Origin of the sequence: Planktothrix serta PCC 8927 (assembly GCF_900010725.2) — a bacterium.
In the GTDB taxonomy this organism is placed as follows: domain Bacteria; phylum Cyanobacteriota; class Cyanobacteriia; order Cyanobacteriales; family Microcoleaceae; genus Planktothrix; species Planktothrix serta.
This window is the reverse complement of record NZ_LR734877.1, coordinates 319309-337266: the sequence shown is the minus strand read 5'-3', so window position 1 is coordinate 337266 and position 17958 is coordinate 319309. Positions and strand designations below refer to the sequence as shown.

Annotated in this window: 16 protein-coding genes; 12 read left to right on the top strand and 4 right to left on the bottom strand. The window is 38.6% G+C overall.

Going from position 1 to position 17958, the window contains the following annotated elements:
* Nucleotides 1-439 precede the first annotated feature (439 nt).
* Nucleotides 440-565: a hypothetical protein gene (locus PL8927_RS28860; protein WP_269322024.1), complete on the top strand. Its 126-nt coding sequence runs from the start codon at nucleotides 440-442 to the stop codon at nucleotides 563-565.
* Nucleotides 566-636: 71 nt separating this feature from the next.
* Nucleotides 637-2454, top strand: coding sequence for a PmeII family type II restriction endonuclease (locus PL8927_RS18085; RefSeq protein WP_083624367.1), 1818 nt, complete (start codon nucleotides 637-639; stop codon nucleotides 2452-2454).
* A gap of 39 nt (nucleotides 2455-2493) precedes the next feature.
* Here PL8927_RS18085 and PL8927_RS18080 read toward each other — a convergent pair whose 3' ends face one another.
* Nucleotides 2494-3162 carry a Fe2+-dependent dioxygenase gene (locus PL8927_RS18080; RefSeq protein WP_083624364.1) on the bottom strand — a complete coding sequence of 223 codons (669 nt, stop codon included), beginning with the start codon at nucleotides 3160-3162 and terminating at the stop codon, nucleotides 2494-2496.
* Between the two features lie 168 nt (nucleotides 3163-3330).
* Between PL8927_RS18080 and PL8927_RS18075 the strand changes: the two genes are divergently transcribed.
* Nucleotides 3331-3600 carry a hypothetical protein gene (locus PL8927_RS18075; RefSeq protein ID WP_083624361.1) on the top strand — a complete coding sequence of 90 codons (270 nt, stop codon included), beginning with the start codon at nucleotides 3331-3333 and terminating at the stop codon, nucleotides 3598-3600.
* A 42-nt stretch (nucleotides 3601-3642) separates the two neighbouring features.
* Here PL8927_RS18075 and panB read toward each other — a convergent pair whose 3' ends face one another.
* From panB to PL8927_RS18060, 3 genes are all read right to left on the bottom strand, one after another.
* Nucleotides 3643-4434: a 3-methyl-2-oxobutanoate hydroxymethyltransferase gene (gene panB / locus PL8927_RS18070; protein ID WP_083624358.1), complete on the bottom strand. Its 792-nt coding sequence runs from the start codon at nucleotides 4432-4434 to the stop codon at nucleotides 3643-3645.
* 130 nt (nucleotides 4435-4564) lie between these two features.
* On the bottom strand, nucleotides 4565-5413 hold the full coding sequence (locus PL8927_RS18065; RefSeq protein WP_156093236.1) for a GNAT family N-acetyltransferase: 849 nt from the start codon (nucleotides 5411-5413) through the stop codon (nucleotides 4565-4567).
* Between the two features lie 63 nt (nucleotides 5414-5476).
* Nucleotides 5477-7228, bottom strand: a complete 1752-nt coding sequence (locus PL8927_RS18060; protein WP_231506054.1) for a serine/threonine-protein kinase — start codon at nucleotides 7226-7228, stop codon at nucleotides 5477-5479.
* Nucleotides 7229-7891: 663 nt separating this feature from the next.
* Between PL8927_RS18060 and PL8927_RS18055 the strand changes: the two genes are divergently transcribed.
* From PL8927_RS18055 to PL8927_RS18015, 9 genes are all read left to right on the top strand, one after another.
* The gene (locus PL8927_RS18055; protein ID WP_083624352.1) at nucleotides 7892-9322 is read left to right on the top strand and encodes a form I ribulose bisphosphate carboxylase large subunit; all 1431 of its coding nucleotides are present in this window, start codon (nucleotides 7892-7894) and stop codon (nucleotides 9320-9322) included.
* A 139-nt stretch (nucleotides 9323-9461) separates the two neighbouring features.
* Entirely contained in the window at nucleotides 9462-9872 is a 411-nt protein-coding gene (gene rcbX, locus PL8927_RS18050) for a RuBisCO chaperone RbcX (protein ID WP_083624351.1), read from the top strand.
* A 54-nt stretch (nucleotides 9873-9926) separates the two neighbouring features.
* Complete coding sequence (locus tag PL8927_RS18045) at nucleotides 9927-10262, top strand: ribulose bisphosphate carboxylase small subunit (RefSeq protein WP_083624350.1); 336 nt, start codon at nucleotides 9927-9929, stop codon at nucleotides 10260-10262.
* Nucleotides 10263-10624: 362 nt separating this feature from the next.
* Entirely contained in the window at nucleotides 10625-12238 is a 1614-nt protein-coding gene (locus tag PL8927_RS18040) for a glycosyltransferase family 39 protein (RefSeq protein WP_083624347.1), read from the top strand.
* 85 nt (nucleotides 12239-12323) lie between these two features.
* Nucleotides 12324-13907 (top strand): peptide ligase PGM1-related protein, encoded by a 1584-nt coding sequence (locus PL8927_RS18035; RefSeq protein ID WP_083624344.1) that lies wholly within the window; start codon nucleotides 12324-12326, stop codon nucleotides 13905-13907.
* A gap of 292 nt (nucleotides 13908-14199) precedes the next feature.
* Nucleotides 14200-14565: a HicB family protein gene (locus tag PL8927_RS18030; RefSeq protein ID WP_083624341.1), complete on the top strand. Its 366-nt coding sequence runs from the start codon at nucleotides 14200-14202 to the stop codon at nucleotides 14563-14565.
* Nucleotides 14566-14570: 5 nt separating this feature from the next.
* A complete protein-coding gene (locus tag PL8927_RS18025) occupies nucleotides 14571-15005 on the top strand; it encodes a type II toxin-antitoxin system VapC family toxin (protein ID WP_083624339.1) in 435 nt (144 codons plus the stop codon).
* Nucleotides 15006-15156: 151 nt separating this feature from the next.
* On the top strand, nucleotides 15157-17100 hold the full coding sequence (gene dnaG, locus PL8927_RS18020; RefSeq protein WP_083624336.1) for a DNA primase: 1944 nt from the start codon (nucleotides 15157-15159) through the stop codon (nucleotides 17098-17100).
* Nucleotides 17101-17663: 563 nt separating this feature from the next.
* On the top strand, nucleotides 17664-17885 hold the full coding sequence (locus PL8927_RS18015) for a hypothetical protein (protein ID WP_083624330.1): 222 nt from the start codon (nucleotides 17664-17666) through the stop codon (nucleotides 17883-17885).
* Nucleotides 17886-17958: the final 73 nt, after the last annotated feature.

The window sequence follows — 17958 nt, the reverse complement described above, 5'->3', positions numbered from 1 at the left end:
TAGATAAGTAAAATCAATGTTTAAGGGTGGAGTATTTTTAAATTTAAAACATTCAGAGATTGTAACCAACTGTAAAGCACCCCATTATTGCAAATTATTCTCAAATTTTTTACGAAAAATCAGGGGGTTGACAGGTTGAGACCGAAGATGTAAAATTTTTGTCAAGATCTCAGAATGGCTGTTTTTTGTAAAAAATTGGAGAAAAGGGCTACAAGTCTCAATTTGCTGTTAATTTAGCTAATTCTACCGTGAATTTAGGGATAATATCTGCCCAAATCCCCTTACTGATTCCTCCTCAAAGAACATTTCAGATTATTACAGAGTATAAAGATTTGTAATCGCTATTGACAAAAATAAAATAATGTGCATATTGCCAGAGATAGATTTTTGAGATTAAGTATTCTATTGTAATTCCTGAGTAACTCGATTATATTTTAATATGGCAAATCGCCTATTTTTAGAGAACCAACTCCGAGAAAAATTTTTGAGTCAGAATGTAAAAGAATTTAATTTAGCAGGAATCTTTGGGTTTAGTGTTCAAACGGAATCAATTCTGGTAAATTAAAAAAGTGGATTCATTAAATTTAGCTTTGATTCCAGTGTATAAAATCAATCATCCGCATAATTAAAATCAATATGCAAGACTCGGTGCAACCTGAATATCATTTACAAACCTTCAATGTTATAGCGGGAGATTCTGGGTATTCTAAATTAGAATTGAAGAGTCAGGAAATCCCCGTTAACTGGAATAATCAAATTATTTTGGGTAATTGCTTAAATGTATTAAAGCAGATACCTGATAATCAGGTTGATTTAGTAGTTACATCCCCACCTTATGCGGATAGTCGTTCAAAAACCTACGGCGGAATTCATCCCGATGAATATGTCAACTGGTTTTTGCCAATTTCGGCTGAAATCAAGAGAGTCTTAAAATTAAATGGCACATTTATTTTAAATATCAAAGAAAAGGTTGTGAATGGTGAACGACATAATTATGTGATTAAACTTATTTTAGAACTGCAAAAACAAGGTTGGTTATGGACTGAAGAATATATTTGGCATAAGAAAAATAGTTATCCGGGTAAATGGCCAAATCGATTTCGGGATGCGTGGGAACGATGTTTACAATTTAATCAGCAAAAAAAGTTTAAAATGTATCAAGAACAAGTTATGGTTCCTATGGGAGATTGGGCAAAAACTCGCCTCCAAAATTTGAGTGAAACGGATCAAATTCGAGATAATTCTAAAGTCGAGAGTGGCTTTGGAAAAAATGTCTCAAATTGGTTAGGAAAAACAAGGGTTTATCCGGCAAATGTGTTGCATTTAGCCACAGAATGTGGTAATAAAAATCATAGTGCTGCTTTCCCTAAGTCTTTGCCATCATGGTTTATTAAATTATTTACTGAACCGAATGATCTGGTATTAGACCCATTTGTCGGTTCAGGAACAACCTGTATCGCAGCTAAAGAGTTAGGGAGAAGTTATTTAGGCATTGAGATTCAAGAAGACTATTTTAATCTAGCCTTATCTAATCTTGACAAAACAGAATTTAATCTTCAAAATCAAGACTCAGTTATCGAAACTGTCTCAACCGATTCTCTTCTTTCTATTGATGCTAATATAACAAATTTAACCATGAGTCAAAAAAATTATCAAATTTATAATGATTATCTAATTAATCAGGTTTTGACTCCTTTTTATAATAAAAGATTTGAAAAATTGAATAATCTTAAACTTAAAGATATTCTCAAGCGTAAAAATCCTTATTTATTCAAAGCCAAGAATATTGAACTAGCTGGTGATTTTGTGAAAAGTATAGTTGATGCTTTTCTGTCTTCTCAAGAAGAAACAATCTTTGGTCATTTATTAGAAGGCTTTGCCATTTATATCTCCGAAACTCTTTATAGTGGCTTTAAGTCAACATTAAATAGTGTTGATTTAGAATTTGAGCGAGAAGGGAATTATTATATTGTGGGGATTAAATCAGGAATAAACTGGGGTAATTCTGATCAAATTAATCGGATGAAGGATAACTTTAAGAAAGCTAAAGCTAGGCTGAGAGACCAAGGGAAAACTTGTGATATTATTGCGGTTAATGGTTGTATCTATGGAAAAGACAAAAATCCTTTAAAGACAGATCAAGATCCAGATAAAACCTACTATAAATATGCAGGTCAAGATTTTTGGAATTTTATTTCAGAAGATGATAGCCTGTATCAACAAATGATTGTCCCGATTGATATAGAAGCTCAGAAAAAAGATGAAATTTTTAAAACTATCTATTCCAGTAAAATTAATCAAATGACACAAGAATTTATGCGGGATTTTATGAAAGATAATCAAATTGACTGGGTTAAGCTAGTTGATTATGTCTCCAAGCGGGAAAAAACCCATTTAGATCCTGCTATTGAACAGTTATCCTTAGATTTAGAATTAGGAGATTCGGAAACTTAACCTCGTAGTAAGCCCTTCAGGGCTTCCGGTGAAAGCGAATCATTCTGCCCATCTTCTCAATAAATTGGTATAGGTTTTAGAAACCAAATCAAACTCAATGGTTTTCCCGTCCTTGGCAAAGATAGAACGGCGAGTCGTATCTAAATCAAATAAAATTTCTCGATTTGCAGGGTCACGAACTAAACTTTGAACCCATCCCACAATCGCTAATCTTACCCCTTGCGTTACAGGTGCAACTCGGTGTAAGGTTGTAGACGGATAAACAATCATTGAACCCGCTTTTAATTTATAGCTGCGTTCTTCATCACTATTTTCAATCACTAATTCTCCGCCTGTGTACGTTTCAGGATTACTTAAAAATAACGTAAACGAAACATCAACCCGCCAAAATTCTTGATCTCCCATCAAGGCATTATCCGTATGAGTTCCATAGGACATTCCATCTTCGTAGCGACTGGCTAAAACCGAATGAATAATTTTTGGTAAAACCGCACTTTGAAATAGGGCATTTTTTTTCAGAATACACTGAACTTGTTCTCGCAAAGCTTCAGCTTCCGGGGTTTTCTTGTCAAGCTGCTGATTATTCTTAACGACTTTGGCGTGCCAACCTGCCGTTGTCTTGCCATCAATAAAGCTGGCTTGACTGAGACTGTCAATAAAAAATTTTAATTCCTCTGATGTCAAAATATCATCAATCGAGAACAGCATAGGAGATAGAATCGCAACATTAGATAACGTCTAGCCTTTGTACCTCTGTCTTCCTGCGAATTTCAGCAAAACAAGCTTAACACTGTGCAAATTTGTCAGGTTGACGGTATATTTAAAGACGGCTTAATCTTACCTTAAATTTTGTTGGTGTAGTCAAGGAGTGTCAAAATGCAATCGAGAACCATTCAGTTATTTCTCAGCGTCGGTTTAGCTGCTACTTTAGGAGCTTGTGCCCCAGCCGCTCAAGAAGGCGGTACTCCAGCTACCTCACCTGCTCCAGAAGCGACCTCTAGCCCTGCCACTTCACCTACCCCAGCGGCAACTTCTAGCCCTGCCACCTCACCAAGCCCAGAAGCAACTTCTAGCCCAAGCCCAGAAGCAACTTCTAGCCCAAGCCCAGAAGCCTCTCCAGAAGGTGGCGAAGGTGGCGAAGGCTAAAGCCTTTGCTTTGTAGAGATGTTCGAGAGAACGTCTCTACAGTTAAGGTTTATTTTCAGAGGGAAATTTTCTCTGCTGAACTTCGGTACAGAACTGTTGAACGGCTTGGGTAATTGTTTGTTGTAAATTGGTGTAGGTTTTGGCAAAGGGGGGTTGCCATGCCGATAATCCCAAAATATCGGAGGTGACTAATACTTGACCATCACAATCAACCCCTGCTCCAATCCCAATTGTTGGGATCGTTAATTGTTGGGTAATTTGTTGAGCTAAGTCCGAGGGAATGTGTTCTAACACAATTGTAAACGCTCCGGCTTGCTCCAAAGCGATCGCTTCTGAGAGAATCCGTTCTGCTTGAGCGGATGTTTTGCCTTGTTTGCGATAACCGCCAAATTGATGAACAGACTGGGGCGTTAACCCAACGTGACCCATCACCGGAATTCCAACTTGTACTAAATGACTGACCGTTTCTGCCATTGCTGGATATCCCCCCTCTAGTTTAACGCCTTGAGCACCTGTTTCTTTGAGAATTCGTCCGGCTGAATGAATCGCTTGTTGAGGACTTTCTTGATAGGTTAAAAAGGGTAAATCAACAATTAATAACGCCTGTTTTACTCCCCGTCGTACCGCTTTAGCATGATGAATCATTTCCTCTAAGGTTAGGGGTAAAGTTGTGTCGTATCCTAACCCAACCATTGCCAGAGAATCTCCTACTAATATAATATCAATTCCGGCTTGATCGAGCAATTGAGCGATCGCATATTCATAGGCCGTTAACACCGTGATCCGTCGCCCTTGCTGTTTCCATTGAATTAATTGTTGAGTTGTAACTGCCATAATCAGTTATCAGTTATCAGTTATCAGTTATCAGTTATCAGTAATTCTATCAATCATGACATAAATACAGTCGCATCAGACATCAGACCTTTTCTATTTCTTTAGATGTTAACTTTTATTTGTTTAAATTTTACCCTAATTCTAAACTCGTCACTGCAAAAATATTTTGCCAATTGATATTTGGTGGATCACCAGTATACATTCTAACACATTCAAACATCGATTGCATTTGATAACGTTCAACTAAGGAAATTCCCGAATTATTAATATTCGGAACATCGAGGTAAATAGGATTTCCTTCTGCATAACCAGCTAAAGCCAAAAATAACTTTTCTGTAACTTCTACATTTTCCGCAAATACAGGCCCAATTCTAAATCCATCCGTTGCTTTTCTAATCACTCCATAACCGACTAAATTATCTTGATTTAGAATAGCATATCCTTGTCCCTGGGGTTGATTAATCCATTTAGAAAGAAAATTAGGACGATCACCCGGAAAATATTGACGATCATAATCACAAAGTTTAGCAAAATTAATGGTTTTTAAATCCACTACATCAGGAGATATTTTTCCTGAAATTATCCCTTGATACCGGAGATGGGAATGAGTGGGTTTAAAACCGAATTTTTGATAAGTATTAACTTGTGCTAAAACCGCATCTAACGCTGCATTTTGACCCGAAATTAACTTAAACGCTTCCTGCCAAGTTTTTAAACCATATCCTTGTTGACGATATTCTGGTTTAACAATATAAAGGCCAATAAAGTTAAAATTACTGTTATATCTAACCACAGAAATACAACTAATGGGTTTACCGTTTAATTCCCCAATTAAAAATCCACCCGCATCAGCACGATAAAAACTATCAACATCATCAATACCGGGGTTCCAACCTTCAGATGCACCCCAACTTAAGGCTAATTTTAGATCATCTAGGGTCATTTGGCGAACTTTGAAATTGTCTTCTATTATTGTCATTTTTTCTCCTGATCAAAATTATTCCTATTAATAGAGCCCAAACACAACAACGGAAAAGGGAAACTACCGACTAAACCAGCGAAATACAGGAAGAATCAAATAGTGAGTCATTCCTAAACAGAAAGCCGTTGTCCCACTCAGTAATGCCATAAAACCCAAACTTTGCCAAAATTGAGCTAAATTAGGCTGTTGTATTCCCGTAGGGAACTTTAACATTTCTGGAGGGAGAAGATCAAATTGAGTGAAACCGAAAAATAGGGTAGTAACAGTTAATAAAACAAATAGTCCCTGAACAAGTTGCTCACTGCGTAACCCTAAACCCAACGTTACTAATGCAGCAGCTATTCCGAAAGGGAGTTGATTTAAAAGGTCTAATTCCCTTCCTTGAAGCCCTAAATTTCCGAACTGATGGATCAATTGTTCGCTTGCTCCCCCCACACTGTAACCCAATATTCCCATAATTCCTGCTAAGGCATAACGACGGCGTTGATTAAACCCTCCCGCATCCGTTAAGCCAATTCCAGTTCCTAATCCCGCTAATCCCCAAACTAACACTTCCGCGCCTAAAGTTAGGGGAACATTTGGCAAAAGTCGGGGTAATTCTTGCGCTAAGAAAAGTGTAATAATTTCTCCTAAACCAGAGAAATAAACTAACATTGAACCGATCACCGTGCCAATAATAGAGCCAATGACTCCTAATGTCATTTCCCAACTCGTTTCCACAACCCCCCGAACACAATGCACCGTCAATTTTCCCAGTCCCAAAACCAGTTGAATTAACCCTCGATCCCATTGAATTAAAGTTTTTTTCAGGTTGTCGAGTAACCGTTGATGAGAAGATATCATCCGTCGCGGATGTTTTTTCTGTCGAATAATTCTAAAGATATCCGTTTGAATTTCCGTAGCAGTTTGAGGTCGTTGACGGGGATCGAGTTGCACCATCCGATCTAATAAATGGGCAAACCCAGGACTAACCTGAGCTTTGTCTCGCCAACGCAATTCCATTGTTAACCTATCATCTAACTCCCCTGGAAATTGACCCGTTAATAAATGAATACAAGTGCGTCCCAAGGCATAAAAATCCGTTGCAGGCGCCACCATCGACCCGATCACCTGTTCAGGGGGACTATATCCGGCGGAAACAAGGCGGGTGGTACTGCGGGGGGTACTTTCGCGATCGCCATGAGCAATGGAGCCAATTTGTTTCGCCCCCCCAAAATCAATCATCACCAGTTGGGTATCCCAAACTTGAGTTGTGTTTAGGGGGAGATGGGGAGTCATGCGTAACATTAAATTTGAGGGTTTGATGTCTCGATGAATAATTTGATAACCATGTAACTCGCGTAAAATATCCAACGCTTGGGATAGCCAACTGATCACCCAGTCTTCGGGACAGCCTTGGGGATATTGGTTCAATATTTCTTGTAACGTTGGGCCATGAATTTTTTCCATCACCAAACAGGGAAGATGGCCATCGGTAGCGTTGCGTTTTTTTAAATAAAAATAACCCTCTGCTTCAACTCTGGGAACTCCCCGATGGCGTAACTGGGATAAAACCGCAGCCTCCTGTTCAAACAGTTCTAAGGCTTTGGGAGAAGGTTCAACCAGAACTTTTAGGACTTTTTCGGTTTGGGTTTTGAGATCCCAAACGGTATACAACCGGGAAAACCCCCCACTTCCTAAACTGTGCAAGGGGATATAGCGTTGGTTGAGTTGTAGGGGGGCTCCACAACTCTGACAAAATTTGTTCCCCCAAGGTTGATGGGAGGGATGGGAACATTGGGGATTGATACAGTGGATGGTGGGTGAATTCACAGTTATCAGTAATCAGTTATCAGTAATCAGTTATCAGTCAACAGTCAACAGCTATAGCAGTCGCCCCTGGCAGTTAGGACATAGACTGATGGTAAAACCGCGCACAGAGAACTCTTTTCCTGCCTGTTCCCTGTTCCCTGTTCCCTGTTCCCTGTTCCCTGCTATATAACAACAATCTTAACGAACAGTCCTACGCAAAACCCAGTTTTAAATTAATAGAGTAAAATCAATTAATAATTGATTTACTATAGATTTAATACTATTTAATCCTCCATCAAGATCACTGATTCAGACTCAACAAAAGCGAAGCAAGGATTTAGGCGAGGATCTGAATTGAACAAGGGAATCATAACGTTTTACTTGACAGTAGGCTGTAACTGTGCAATCTCATTCTGTAGAAAATCAAGTAAAATTACTTATTATATTTGACAGAAATTATTTAATAAGACTTAATATAAAAAGGTCAATTTAATGGTAAAGCGGTCTAAAAACTGACAAGAATCTGAGGAAAATGTCGCTAATTTAGAAGAAATATAAACAAATGTTATGAAAATATTAAAAAGATTCAACGTTGCAATGACTCATTTCTTGATACTATTTTAATCAATTGCCAATCAGCGCATAAAATAAGCGATTCCTCACGAAGGGAGATTTTAGGGAGATATGTCTTACTCTCAAACACAAAGCAAGTCCAAATCTGGCTATAAAGCTGGTGTACAGGACTATAAACTGACCTATTACACGCCCGACTATACACCAAAAGATACAGATGTTCTGGCTGCCTTTCGGGTGACGCCACAACCTGGAGTTCCCCCCGAAGAAGCTGGGGCTGCGGTAGCCGCCGAATCTTCCACCGGAACCTGGACAACGGTGTGGACAGACTTGCTGACTGACCTAGATCGTTACAAAGGTCGTTGCTATGAAGTCGAACCCGTTCCGGGTGAAGACAACCAATATATTTGCTACATCGCCTATCCTCTGGATCTGTTTGAAGAAGGTTCTGTCACCAACTTACTGACCTCTTTAGTCGGTAACGTTTTTGGTTTCAAAGCTCTGCGGGCACTGCGTTTAGAAGATTTACGCATCCCCATCGCTTACCTGAAAACCTTCCAAGGCCCTCCTCACGGGATTACCGTTGAGCGCGATAAATTAAACAAATACGGTCGTCCTCTGCTGGGTTGCACCATTAAGCCTAAACTCGGTCTGTCTGCCAAAAACTATGGCCGCGCCGTTTATGAGTGCTTACGCGGTGGTTTAGACTTCACCAAAGACGACGAAAACATCAACTCTCAGCCCTTCATGCGCTGGCGCGATCGCTTCCTGTTCGTTCAAGAAGCCATCGAAAAAGCTCAAGCTGAAACCGGGGAAATCAAAGGCCACTACTTAAACGTGACCGCCCCCACCTGCGAAGAAATGATGGAACGGGCCGAATTCGCCAAAGAAATCAAAACCCCGATCATCATGCACGACTACCTGACAGGTGGTTTCACAGCCAACACCACCTTATCGAAATGGTGTCGTCGCAATGGCGTGTTACTTCACATCCACCGTGCTATGCACGCTGTGATCGACCGTCAGAAAAATCACGGGATTCACTTCCGCGTGTTAGCCAAATGCTTACGGATGTCTGGTGGTGATCACCTGCACTCCGGTACCGTCGTCGGTAAACTCGAAGGCGAAAAAGGCATCACCATGGGCTTCGTTGACTTGATGCGCGAAGACCACGTTGAACTCGATCGCGCTCGTGGGATCTACTTCACCCAAGATTGGGCTTCTATGCCCGGTGTTATGCCCGTTGCGTCCGGTGGGATTCACGTTTGGCATATGCCCGCCCTGGTGGAAATCTTCGGCGATGACTCTTGCTTACAGTTCGGTGGTGGCACCCTCGGACACCCCTGGGGTAATGCTCCTGGTGCAACTGCAAACCGTGTGGCTCTGGAAGCTTGTATCCAAGCTCGTAACGAAGGCCGTAACCTGTTCCGTGAAGGCGGCGACGTCATCCGCGAAGCTTGCAAATGGTCTCCTGAACTGGCCGTTGCTTGCGAACTCTGGAAAGAAATCAAGTTTGAGTTCGAGTCCATGGATACCGTCTAAATTGATTTGAGATTTTGAATTTTGGATTTTGGATTTGTGCGATTCATCTGTAGCTTGACAAATTAGATCAGTTATGGCTAAAACTCAATCCAAAATCTAAAATAAACAAATCTTAAGTTGTGAGGGTTGGGTTCAGCCTATGGACATCAAACAAGTTGCGAAAGAAACATCAAAGGTGCTGGCAAGTTACCTGACCTATCAGGCTGTAAGGATTATTACGAATCAACTACGGGAAACGAACCCTGGACAAGCGATCTGGCTGAGTGAATTTTCCTCAACGGGCAAAATTCAGGACGGAGAAGTCTATCTGGGAGAAATGCTCCAAGAAAATCGGGAGATAGCCTTTCGCATTATGACGGTGCGAGACCATCTGGTGCAGGAAGTCGCTGATTATTTACCGGAAATGGTTCGTGACAATATTCAAAAAGCCAATATGGATTTTCGGCGTCAGTATTTAGAACGAATCACGCAACTGAGTAGCGTTGAACCTAACCCAGAGACTCAATTGCAAACCGACTCAGAACCAAACCCCGATGCTTCGGTGAGTTAAGGCTTGATTGTCCTTGCCTGTAAACCTTTAGTGGACTGAACTTCAGAAACAACAATGCGGACATTACCAAAAGAACGTCGTTTTGAAACTTTATCCTATCTGCCCCCCTTGACCGATGCTCAAATCGTCAAGCAAGTCCAATATATTCTGGATCAAGGATATATCCCCGGTGTGGAATTTAGCGACTCTTCTGAGCCCACCCAGCGTTATTGGACACTGTGGAAACTGCCTTTATTCAATGCTTCTACCTCCCAAGAAGTCTTGGCTGAAGTTCAAGCTTGTCGCCAAGAAAATTCCAAATCCTTTATTCGGGTGATGGGTTTTGACAACGTGAAACAGTGCCAAGTGTTAAGCTTCATTGTTCACAAACCGACGACTTCTCTGTACTAAGGTCAAGTCTTGAAACGCGATGAGTTAGTACCTAATTCAGGATCGTCTAACTCATCTATTGCTTAAAATTGTTGAGAATTTGAGCCAAATTTAGGCAGGGAATTACCCTGCTTTTTTGTTCAAAAGCACTAAAATTAAACGTTATATGAAATCCAAAAATGTCTGCTACAGATCTCCCCCCTTATTAAGGGGGGTTGGGGGGGATCATCTGTAGCGTTGATAATTAGATTTCATATTATATTCCATCCTTCAATATAATTGATCGAATACCTAATCACTTTTTCCTATCCCCTATTCCCTATTTTCTTTTCCCCTCTGTTCCCTGTTCCCTGTTCCCTGTTCTATTAACTCAAACGGATGTTATGCTTCATCCCTGGAAATTTTTCAAAAAAATTCGCCCTCATGTTCTGACCTTATTTTTAATTGTTGCCATTGTTGTTGGTATTGCCTTTCGGTTTGTAACTTTAGATGGAAAAATCTATTGGCATGATGAGGTTTATACAACCCTGCGGGCTGCGGGATACACCAGTCAAGAATTCGCCCAAGAATTCTACCAAAATCGCATGGTTTCCCCCGTTGATCTGCTGAAATATCAACAACTTAAACCGGGGAGTACCCCCCAAGATACTCTCAATTCTTTAGCCACAGAAGATCCTCAACATTCTCCCTTTTACTATTTGTTAGCACGAGGATGGATGTTTATAGGCGGTAATTCTATTCTGGCTTCTCGGATTTTACCCGCTTTTATTAGTTTAATCTCTCTACCTTTAATGTATTTATTGGCTTGGGAACTTTTTCAATCTTCCCAAACCGCTTTACTAGCTACGGCTTTTTTAGCTTTATCTCCCTTTGATATTCTATTTGCTCAAACTGCCCGACAATATAGTTTACTCACCTTAACGGTGATTGTTAGTAGTTATTTTTTACTCAAAGCAGTTCGTTGGCGACATCCTTTATTGTGGGTCGGTTATAGTTTAGCTTGTATTTTAGGACTCTATACCCATGTTTTATTCGGGTTAACAATTATGGGTCATGGGGCTTATATTCTGTTACTAAGTCTTCAACCTTCCCGATCTTTTAAAAAACGAAAACGGTTTCCTTTTTCTGTTTTATTGTTAGAATTTTTAGCTGCCGTTGCGATCGCTATCCTAGCTTATAGTCCTTGGTTAATAATTTTAATCAATAATTTACAACGGGCTGTAGATGTTACTAACTGGTCAAGTTATTCAATTAGCTTACTCAATTTACTCAAGTTTTGGATTTTGAGTTTTACCTCTCTATTTGTTGATATCAACTTTGACTTCAACAGTATTCAGATGTATTTACTCAGACTGCCATTTCTTCTGTTAATTCTGGCTGCATTATTTCAAATTAGCCAACAAACAAATCGACCAACTCGCCTATTTATTTGGACATCGATTTTAGTTCCCTTATTAATCTTAGCTTTACCTGATGTGCTTTTAGGAGGAGGACGTTCAGGGGTAACGCGCTTTCTAATTCCTGCTTTTCCAGCCCTGCAATTAGCCCTTGCTTATCTGTTTTCGACTCATATTCAGAGCAATAAAATTTCTTTAATGGATGGAGAAATATTCTGGCGAGGACTGTTAGCAACAGTCTTTACCTTGAGTATTATTTCCATTAGTATCAGTGCCAATTCCTTAACCTGGTGGCATCAAGTTCCGAGTCATGAAATTCCCCAAATGGCTCGTTATTTCAATCAAAATCCATCCTCTACCCTAATCGTTGATCAAGGAAGTGATTATACAAATTTGGGAAATATTATTTCACTGAGTTATGAATTAAACCCTAAGATCAAACTATTTATGGTCAATTCTGAACCCAATTTATTATTACTTCCCATCGGGCCTAAAATTTTTGCCCTCAACCCCTCTCAAGAATTACGCCAAAGGATTAAAACTGATCACTATCAGCTAGAACCCGTTAATCAACAAACCCAACTCTGGGAACTGAAGTAACAAAATTTTGCGATTTTTCTGGAAACCTCTATGGGATTGATCCTCTGAACTAAGATGGTGATATCGGGTTCAACAGGTTAGGCTTATGGCTGAATTTTATCACTCAGATGAAAACACGGTGCAACGGTTTCGAGAATTGCAAATTCAACTTCGCCAACGCTTTCAAACCTCAAGCCATCAGGAACTACAGGATCAGGATGTCGTTCTTATTCCCTCCTTGAGTTTGGATAGTCATCAGTTAGAAAAAGTTCAGGGCGCCCATCAATATGAAGAACGATTACTGTTTTCTTTAATTCGGTTACGAAATCCTAGAATGCGGTTAATTTATGTATCTTCCCAACCCATTCATCCCACCGTAATTGATTATTATTTAAACTTAATGCCCGGAATTCCCCTGAGTCATGTTCGGGAGCGTTTACTCTTATTTTCAACCTATGATACCTCTCCCAAACCCTTAACCCAAAAAATTTTAGAACGTCCCCGTTTAATCTCTCGCATTCATCAAGTTTTAAGACCGAATAAATCTTACATGGTTTGTTTTAATTCCACTCTTTTAGAACGGGAATTATCAGTACAATTAAATATCCCTTTATTTGGAGTTGATCCTGACTTAAATTATTGGGGAACTAAAAGCGGAAGTCGGCAAATATTTGCTGAAACTGGAATTCCTCATCCCGATGGTAGTCCGTTAGTTTGGAATTCCGAAGACTTAACAGAAGTTGCCCTAAAATTATGGGATCGTCAACCTGATTTAAAACGGATGGTAATTAAACTCAATCAGGGATTTTCTGGAGAAGGAAATGCCCTATTAGACTTAAGACCTTTGCAAGATTTAACCCTTCATGAACGAGAAAAAATTCTCAAAACCTACTGGTATAATTTAAGCTTTCAAGCCCCGAATGAAACTTGGGAAACCTTTAGCGATCGCCTTTCCGAATTAGGAGCAATTGTAGAAGCCTTTATTGAAGGAGAGTTGAAAGAATCTCCCAGTGTTCAATGTGAAATTTTTCCGACGGGAAAGGTTGAAGTTCTCTCTACCCATGATCAAATTTTAGGTGGCCCCGATGGTCAAGTCTTTCAAGGATGTCGATTTCCCGCCCAAGAAGTCTATCGATTAAAATTGCAGGAAATGGGAGAAAAAATTGGTCAAAATTTAGCCCATAAAGGGGCATTAGAACGGTTTAGTGTAGATTTTATTGCGGTGCATCAACCCGACCGTTCAGATTGGGATTTACAGGCGATAGAAATCAATTTACGTCGAGGAGGAACGACCCATCCGTTTATGACCTTAAAGTTATTAACAAATGGGTCTTATGATTTAAAAACAGGGCTATTTTATAGTCAAAAATCTCATCCTAAGTTTTATATGGCTTCTGATAATTTACAAAACGAACAGTATCAGGGATTATTACCGAATGATTTAATGGATATTATTGTTAATCATCAGTTACACTTTGATAATAGTACGGAAACGGGAACAGTTTTTCACTTAATGGGATGTTTATCTCGCTATGGAAAATTGGGATTAACTTGTATTGGCAATTCTCCTCAACACGCCCAAGAAATTTATGATCGAGTGGTGACAATTCTCAACGAAGAAACAGAAATTCAACCCTTTAGAAGTTGGGAAAACTATTCTTTATCAACAGCTATACCCATCATTCCATGAGGGTTAAGGGATTAAAAAACCACAAAGGTACAAAGACACAAAGAAGGAGAAAAGGATCAGATTAGGGGATTCTATGTCAAAATAAAGACTAGCAATTTTAGTTCTATCCCCAATGTTGACTCCCCGAATTCATCCAGAAATAGAATTACAAAGATAGATTTCTTTACGAGAACAATTATATGAGATCTTAGCGATCACAACGAGTTTTTATCAACAGGCTTTAAGACAGCCAGGGGGACTTCAAACCTTTAGTGTATAATAAGACTGAATTAGATTATAAAAGGATAATTCTATGACTGCCAACTTAATTCAATCGTCATCTGCATCTATTGCCAAATTGACTTATCCTGTGTTAATTCAACAACAAAATGAAGAATATATAGTAACAGTATTAGGTTTAGATTGTAAAGCTAAAGGTTCAAGTCGAGAAGCAGCACTAGAACAATTATTAGAACAAGTTAATGCTATTTTGAAACAAGGTGAAATTGTGCAATTAGAAATTCCTCTACCCAAACCGAAACATCCTTGGATGAAATTTGCAGGAATGTTTAAAGACGATCCCTATTTTGACGAGATGCTCAAAGATATTGAAGATTATCGTCGTGAAAGAGATGCTGAAACAGAAGAATATTATCGTCAAATTGATGGAGAGGAGTAGAAAAAGTGAGTTTTTGGATATTAGATACTGATCATATTTCCTTATTTCAACGACAACATCCTGTTGTAACACAACGAGTGATTACAGTTAGTCCTGAAGAAGTTGCAGTTACTATTGTTACAGTAGAAGAACAGTTTTATGGACGTTTAAACCAAATTAAAAAAGCAAAATCTGCTGATGAGCTTTTATTTGCTTACGCAAGATTAGAAGAAACTTTAAAGTATTATCAAACTATTAATGTGATAAATTTTGACCAGGAATCTTATCATTGTTATTTTGAGTTATTGCGTCAAAAAATTCGCATTGGTACGCAAGATTTACGCATTGCCGCTCTTGTGATGGCAAATAATGGAATTTTAGTAACACGCAATCGACAAGATTTTGAACGAGTTCCTGGGTTGAGGTTTGAAGATTGGAGTATTGAAAATATGGGTGTTTAAAGGGTGCGATCAATAGCAAGTTCAATTTCTTGAATTTATGCCCCTTGTAAATAATGATACCTTTCAAAAAATCAGATACTAAAAAAATTAGAGGGATCATCAAGGGTATTTTATGGCAAAATAAAGACTTATCATTTTAATCTCATCCCCAATGTTGACTCCCCGAATTCATCCAGAAACAATCGAAGATGTTAAGGAACGCGCTGATATTTATGATGTCGTATCCGAGAAAGTGGTCTTGAAACGACGGGGAAAAGATTTTGTGGGGTTGTGTCCCTTTCATGATGAAAAAACCCCTAGTTTTACCGTTAGTCCGACTAAACAAATGTTTTATTGTTTTGGATGTGGGGCGGCGGGAAATGCCATGAAATTTATCATGGATTTAGAGAAACGTTCCTTTAGTGAAGTGGTTTTAGAGTTAGCTAAACGCTATCAAATTCCGGTGAAAACTGTAGAACCCGAAAAACGAGAGGAATTACAGAGACAGATTTCTTTACGAGAACAATTATATGAGATTTTAGCGATCGCTACCAGCTTTTATCAACACGTTTTAAGACAATCGGAAGGATTACCCGCTTTAGATTATTTAAAATTAAAACGCCATCTTAAAGAAGATACAATTCAACAGTTTCAATTAGGATATGCGCCCCAAGGATGGGAAACTCTCTATGATTATCTAGTTGAACAAAAACATTTTCCGGCGGAATTAGTCGAACAAGCAGGGTTAATTGTGCCTCGAAAAACAGGAAATGGGTATTATGATCGGTTTAGAGATCGGTTAATGATTCCAATTCATGATAGTCAGGGAAAAATTATTGGATTTGGGGGCAGAAGTTTAGGAGATGAACTTCCGAAATATCTCAATTCTCCCGAAACCGAATTATTTGATAAAGGTAAAACGTTATTTGCTTTAGACAAAGCTAAAAATGCAATTAGTAAGCAAGATCAAGCGATTGTTGTTGAAGGCTATTTTGATGTCATTGCTTTACATACGGCGGGAATTCAAAACGTTGTGGCTTCTTTAGGAACTGCCTTAAGTTTAAATCAAGTTCGGCAGTTAGTTCGTTATACTGAATCTAAGCAAATTATTCTGAATTTTGATGCCGATGTTGCTGGAAATAAAGCCGCCGAACGCGCCATCGGGGAAATTGAAGATCTCGCTTATCAAGGTTATATTAACTTACGGATTTTAAATATTCCCTCTGGGAAAGATCCTGATGAATTTTTAATCCATAATTCTGCCGAAGATTATCAAAAATTATTGTTAAATTCTCCCCTTTGGATTGAGTGGCAAATTCAACGATTATTAATGGGAAAAAACCTAGAAACCGTTGCCCAATCTCAACAAGTCTCTCATCAGATGGTAGAGTTATTAAGAAAAATTGACAATGGAATGCAACGCACTCATTATATTGAATATTGTGCTGAACTTCTGAGTCAAGGACAATCTCGGTTAATTCCGCTTTTAGCTAAAAATTTACAAACCCAAGTTAATAAACCCCAGGTAGAAACGGGAAAAGATAAACTATCTTCTAATGCTTTAGTTACAGTTAATTCTGAACGCAGTTTATTAGAAGAAGCCGAAGTTAAACTCCTGAGAATTTATTTACATTGTCCCGAATATCGTCTCACCATTTTTGATGCTTTAGAAGCCAGAGATTTACAATTTAGTTTAGCGCATCATCGGTTTTTATGGCGAGAAATTACTAAAATTGAAGAAAAATATCAAAAAAGTTTAGATTCCGTTGATTTAATTTTAGAATTGCAACAAGTTTGCTTACAGGAAAATCAACAAACAAAACAATTTTATCATTTATTTTATCTGGATGAACATACAGAAATTGATATTTGTCGCGCCCGCTTAATTATTCGCAGTTCTGTTGCGTCTATTGAAACTGTAATTTGTCAAAAAAGACGAGATATGGCGTTAAAATTATGGCAAGAAACAGATGTTTCAAAAGAGCAGAACTTGGCTCAAAAATATTATCAACAAATTGATGCAGAAACAAAATGGATATGGGAATTAAAACGAATTCGGGATACCCAATTTCATGATTTAATATCTGTTCCTTTAGGGGGAATGAATTTTAATTAATAGTCCTGTAAATGTGCCAATATTGTAACTGAAACACAAGATTTAAGCAAAAACCAGGTTTCTTCACAAAAAATCTGGTTTTCAGTCCAGAGACAACCTCCCAAAACCGGGTTTCTGGGAGCGTGTTTTTACCAAATTTTTGTAGTATAAAAGTAGTATAAAAAATAAACATGACGCTAGAGAAAGTGGAATAACTCACCCGAACTATACAGACCAGTTCACTATCCTAGGAGATAGAGAGAAAAAAATTAAGCCTCTATCCTTCTCTTTAGGTGTAAATAAAATGAATCAATGATAAGAAACTACTCATCAATTGACACTATTCCTGATCAACAAAATCTCAATAGTAAAGTAGATTGTTAAGACTAGAAAACCAAATAATTCATGAATTTACTGGTTTTTCTTGTAGTCAATAACATCCCGCACATCTTAGAGAAATAAAATCCGTTTATCACCCCTCTAAACCACAAATTTAAAGCAAGCTTAAACCCTTATTTTAGTGCATTAATTCATGGGTTCAATAAACGGATTTACGCTTTAATTATACCCGAAGGAGTCTAATTATGTTACACAAAAGTCTGATCCCTTTAACCTTTATTATGTTATCGGTGATCACAGCAACCCAAGCTCAAGCTTCACCGTTCACTATTTCCAGTTCTTCTGTGAATTCTCCCTGTAACGTTCACAATAATACGACCCTAAAACAACAGCATTTACCCTCTATTTGTTCTCAAGCTAGAGAGGAAAGTCAAGACCTAGATACGGGTAGACCTCCACGAGATTAATATTAATCACTAATTGTAGGGTGCGTAAGCATCGCGCACGCACCTTTTTATATTCAATCCAGATTAAATAAAC

Bases quoted from the DNA above. Each gene is read 5' to 3' on its own strand.
- PL8927_RS28860 (WP_269322024.1), top strand. From the start codon at position 440: ATGGCAAATCGCCTATTTTTAGAGAACCAACTCCGAGAAAAATTTTTG.
- PL8927_RS18085 (WP_083624367.1), top strand. From the start codon at position 637: ATGCAAGACTCGGTGCAACCTGAATATCATTTACAAACCTTCAATGTT.
- PL8927_RS18080 (WP_083624364.1), bottom strand. From the start codon at position 3,162: ATGCTGTTCTCGATTGATGATATTTTGACATCAGAGGAATTAAAATTT.
- PL8927_RS18075 (WP_083624361.1), top strand. From the start codon at position 3,331: ATGCAATCGAGAACCATTCAGTTATTTCTCAGCGTCGGTTTAGCTGCT.
- panB (WP_083624358.1), bottom strand. From the start codon at position 4,434: ATGGCAGTTACAACTCAACAATTAATTCAATGGAAACAGCAAGGGCGA.
- PL8927_RS18065 (WP_156093236.1), bottom strand. From the start codon at position 5,413: ATGACAATAATAGAAGACAATTTCAAAGTTCGCCAAATGACCCTAGAT.
- PL8927_RS18055 (WP_083624352.1), top strand. From the start codon at position 7,892: ATGTCTTACTCTCAAACACAAAGCAAGTCCAAATCTGGCTATAAAGCT.
- rcbX (WP_083624351.1), top strand. From the start codon at position 9,462: ATGGACATCAAACAAGTTGCGAAAGAAACATCAAAGGTGCTGGCAAGT.
- PL8927_RS18045 (WP_083624350.1), top strand. From the start codon at position 9,927: ATGCGGACATTACCAAAAGAACGTCGTTTTGAAACTTTATCCTATCTG.
- PL8927_RS18040 (WP_083624347.1), top strand. From the start codon at position 10,625: ATGCTTCATCCCTGGAAATTTTTCAAAAAAATTCGCCCTCATGTTCTG.
- PL8927_RS18035 (WP_083624344.1), top strand. From the start codon at position 12,324: ATGGCTGAATTTTATCACTCAGATGAAAACACGGTGCAACGGTTTCGA.
- PL8927_RS18030 (WP_083624341.1), top strand. From the start codon at position 14,200: ATGACTGCCAACTTAATTCAATCGTCATCTGCATCTATTGCCAAATTG.
- dnaG (WP_083624336.1), top strand. From the start codon at position 15,157: ATGTTGACTCCCCGAATTCATCCAGAAACAATCGAAGATGTTAAGGAA.
- PL8927_RS18015 (WP_083624330.1), top strand. From the start codon at position 17,664: ATGTTACACAAAAGTCTGATCCCTTTAACCTTTATTATGTTATCGGTG.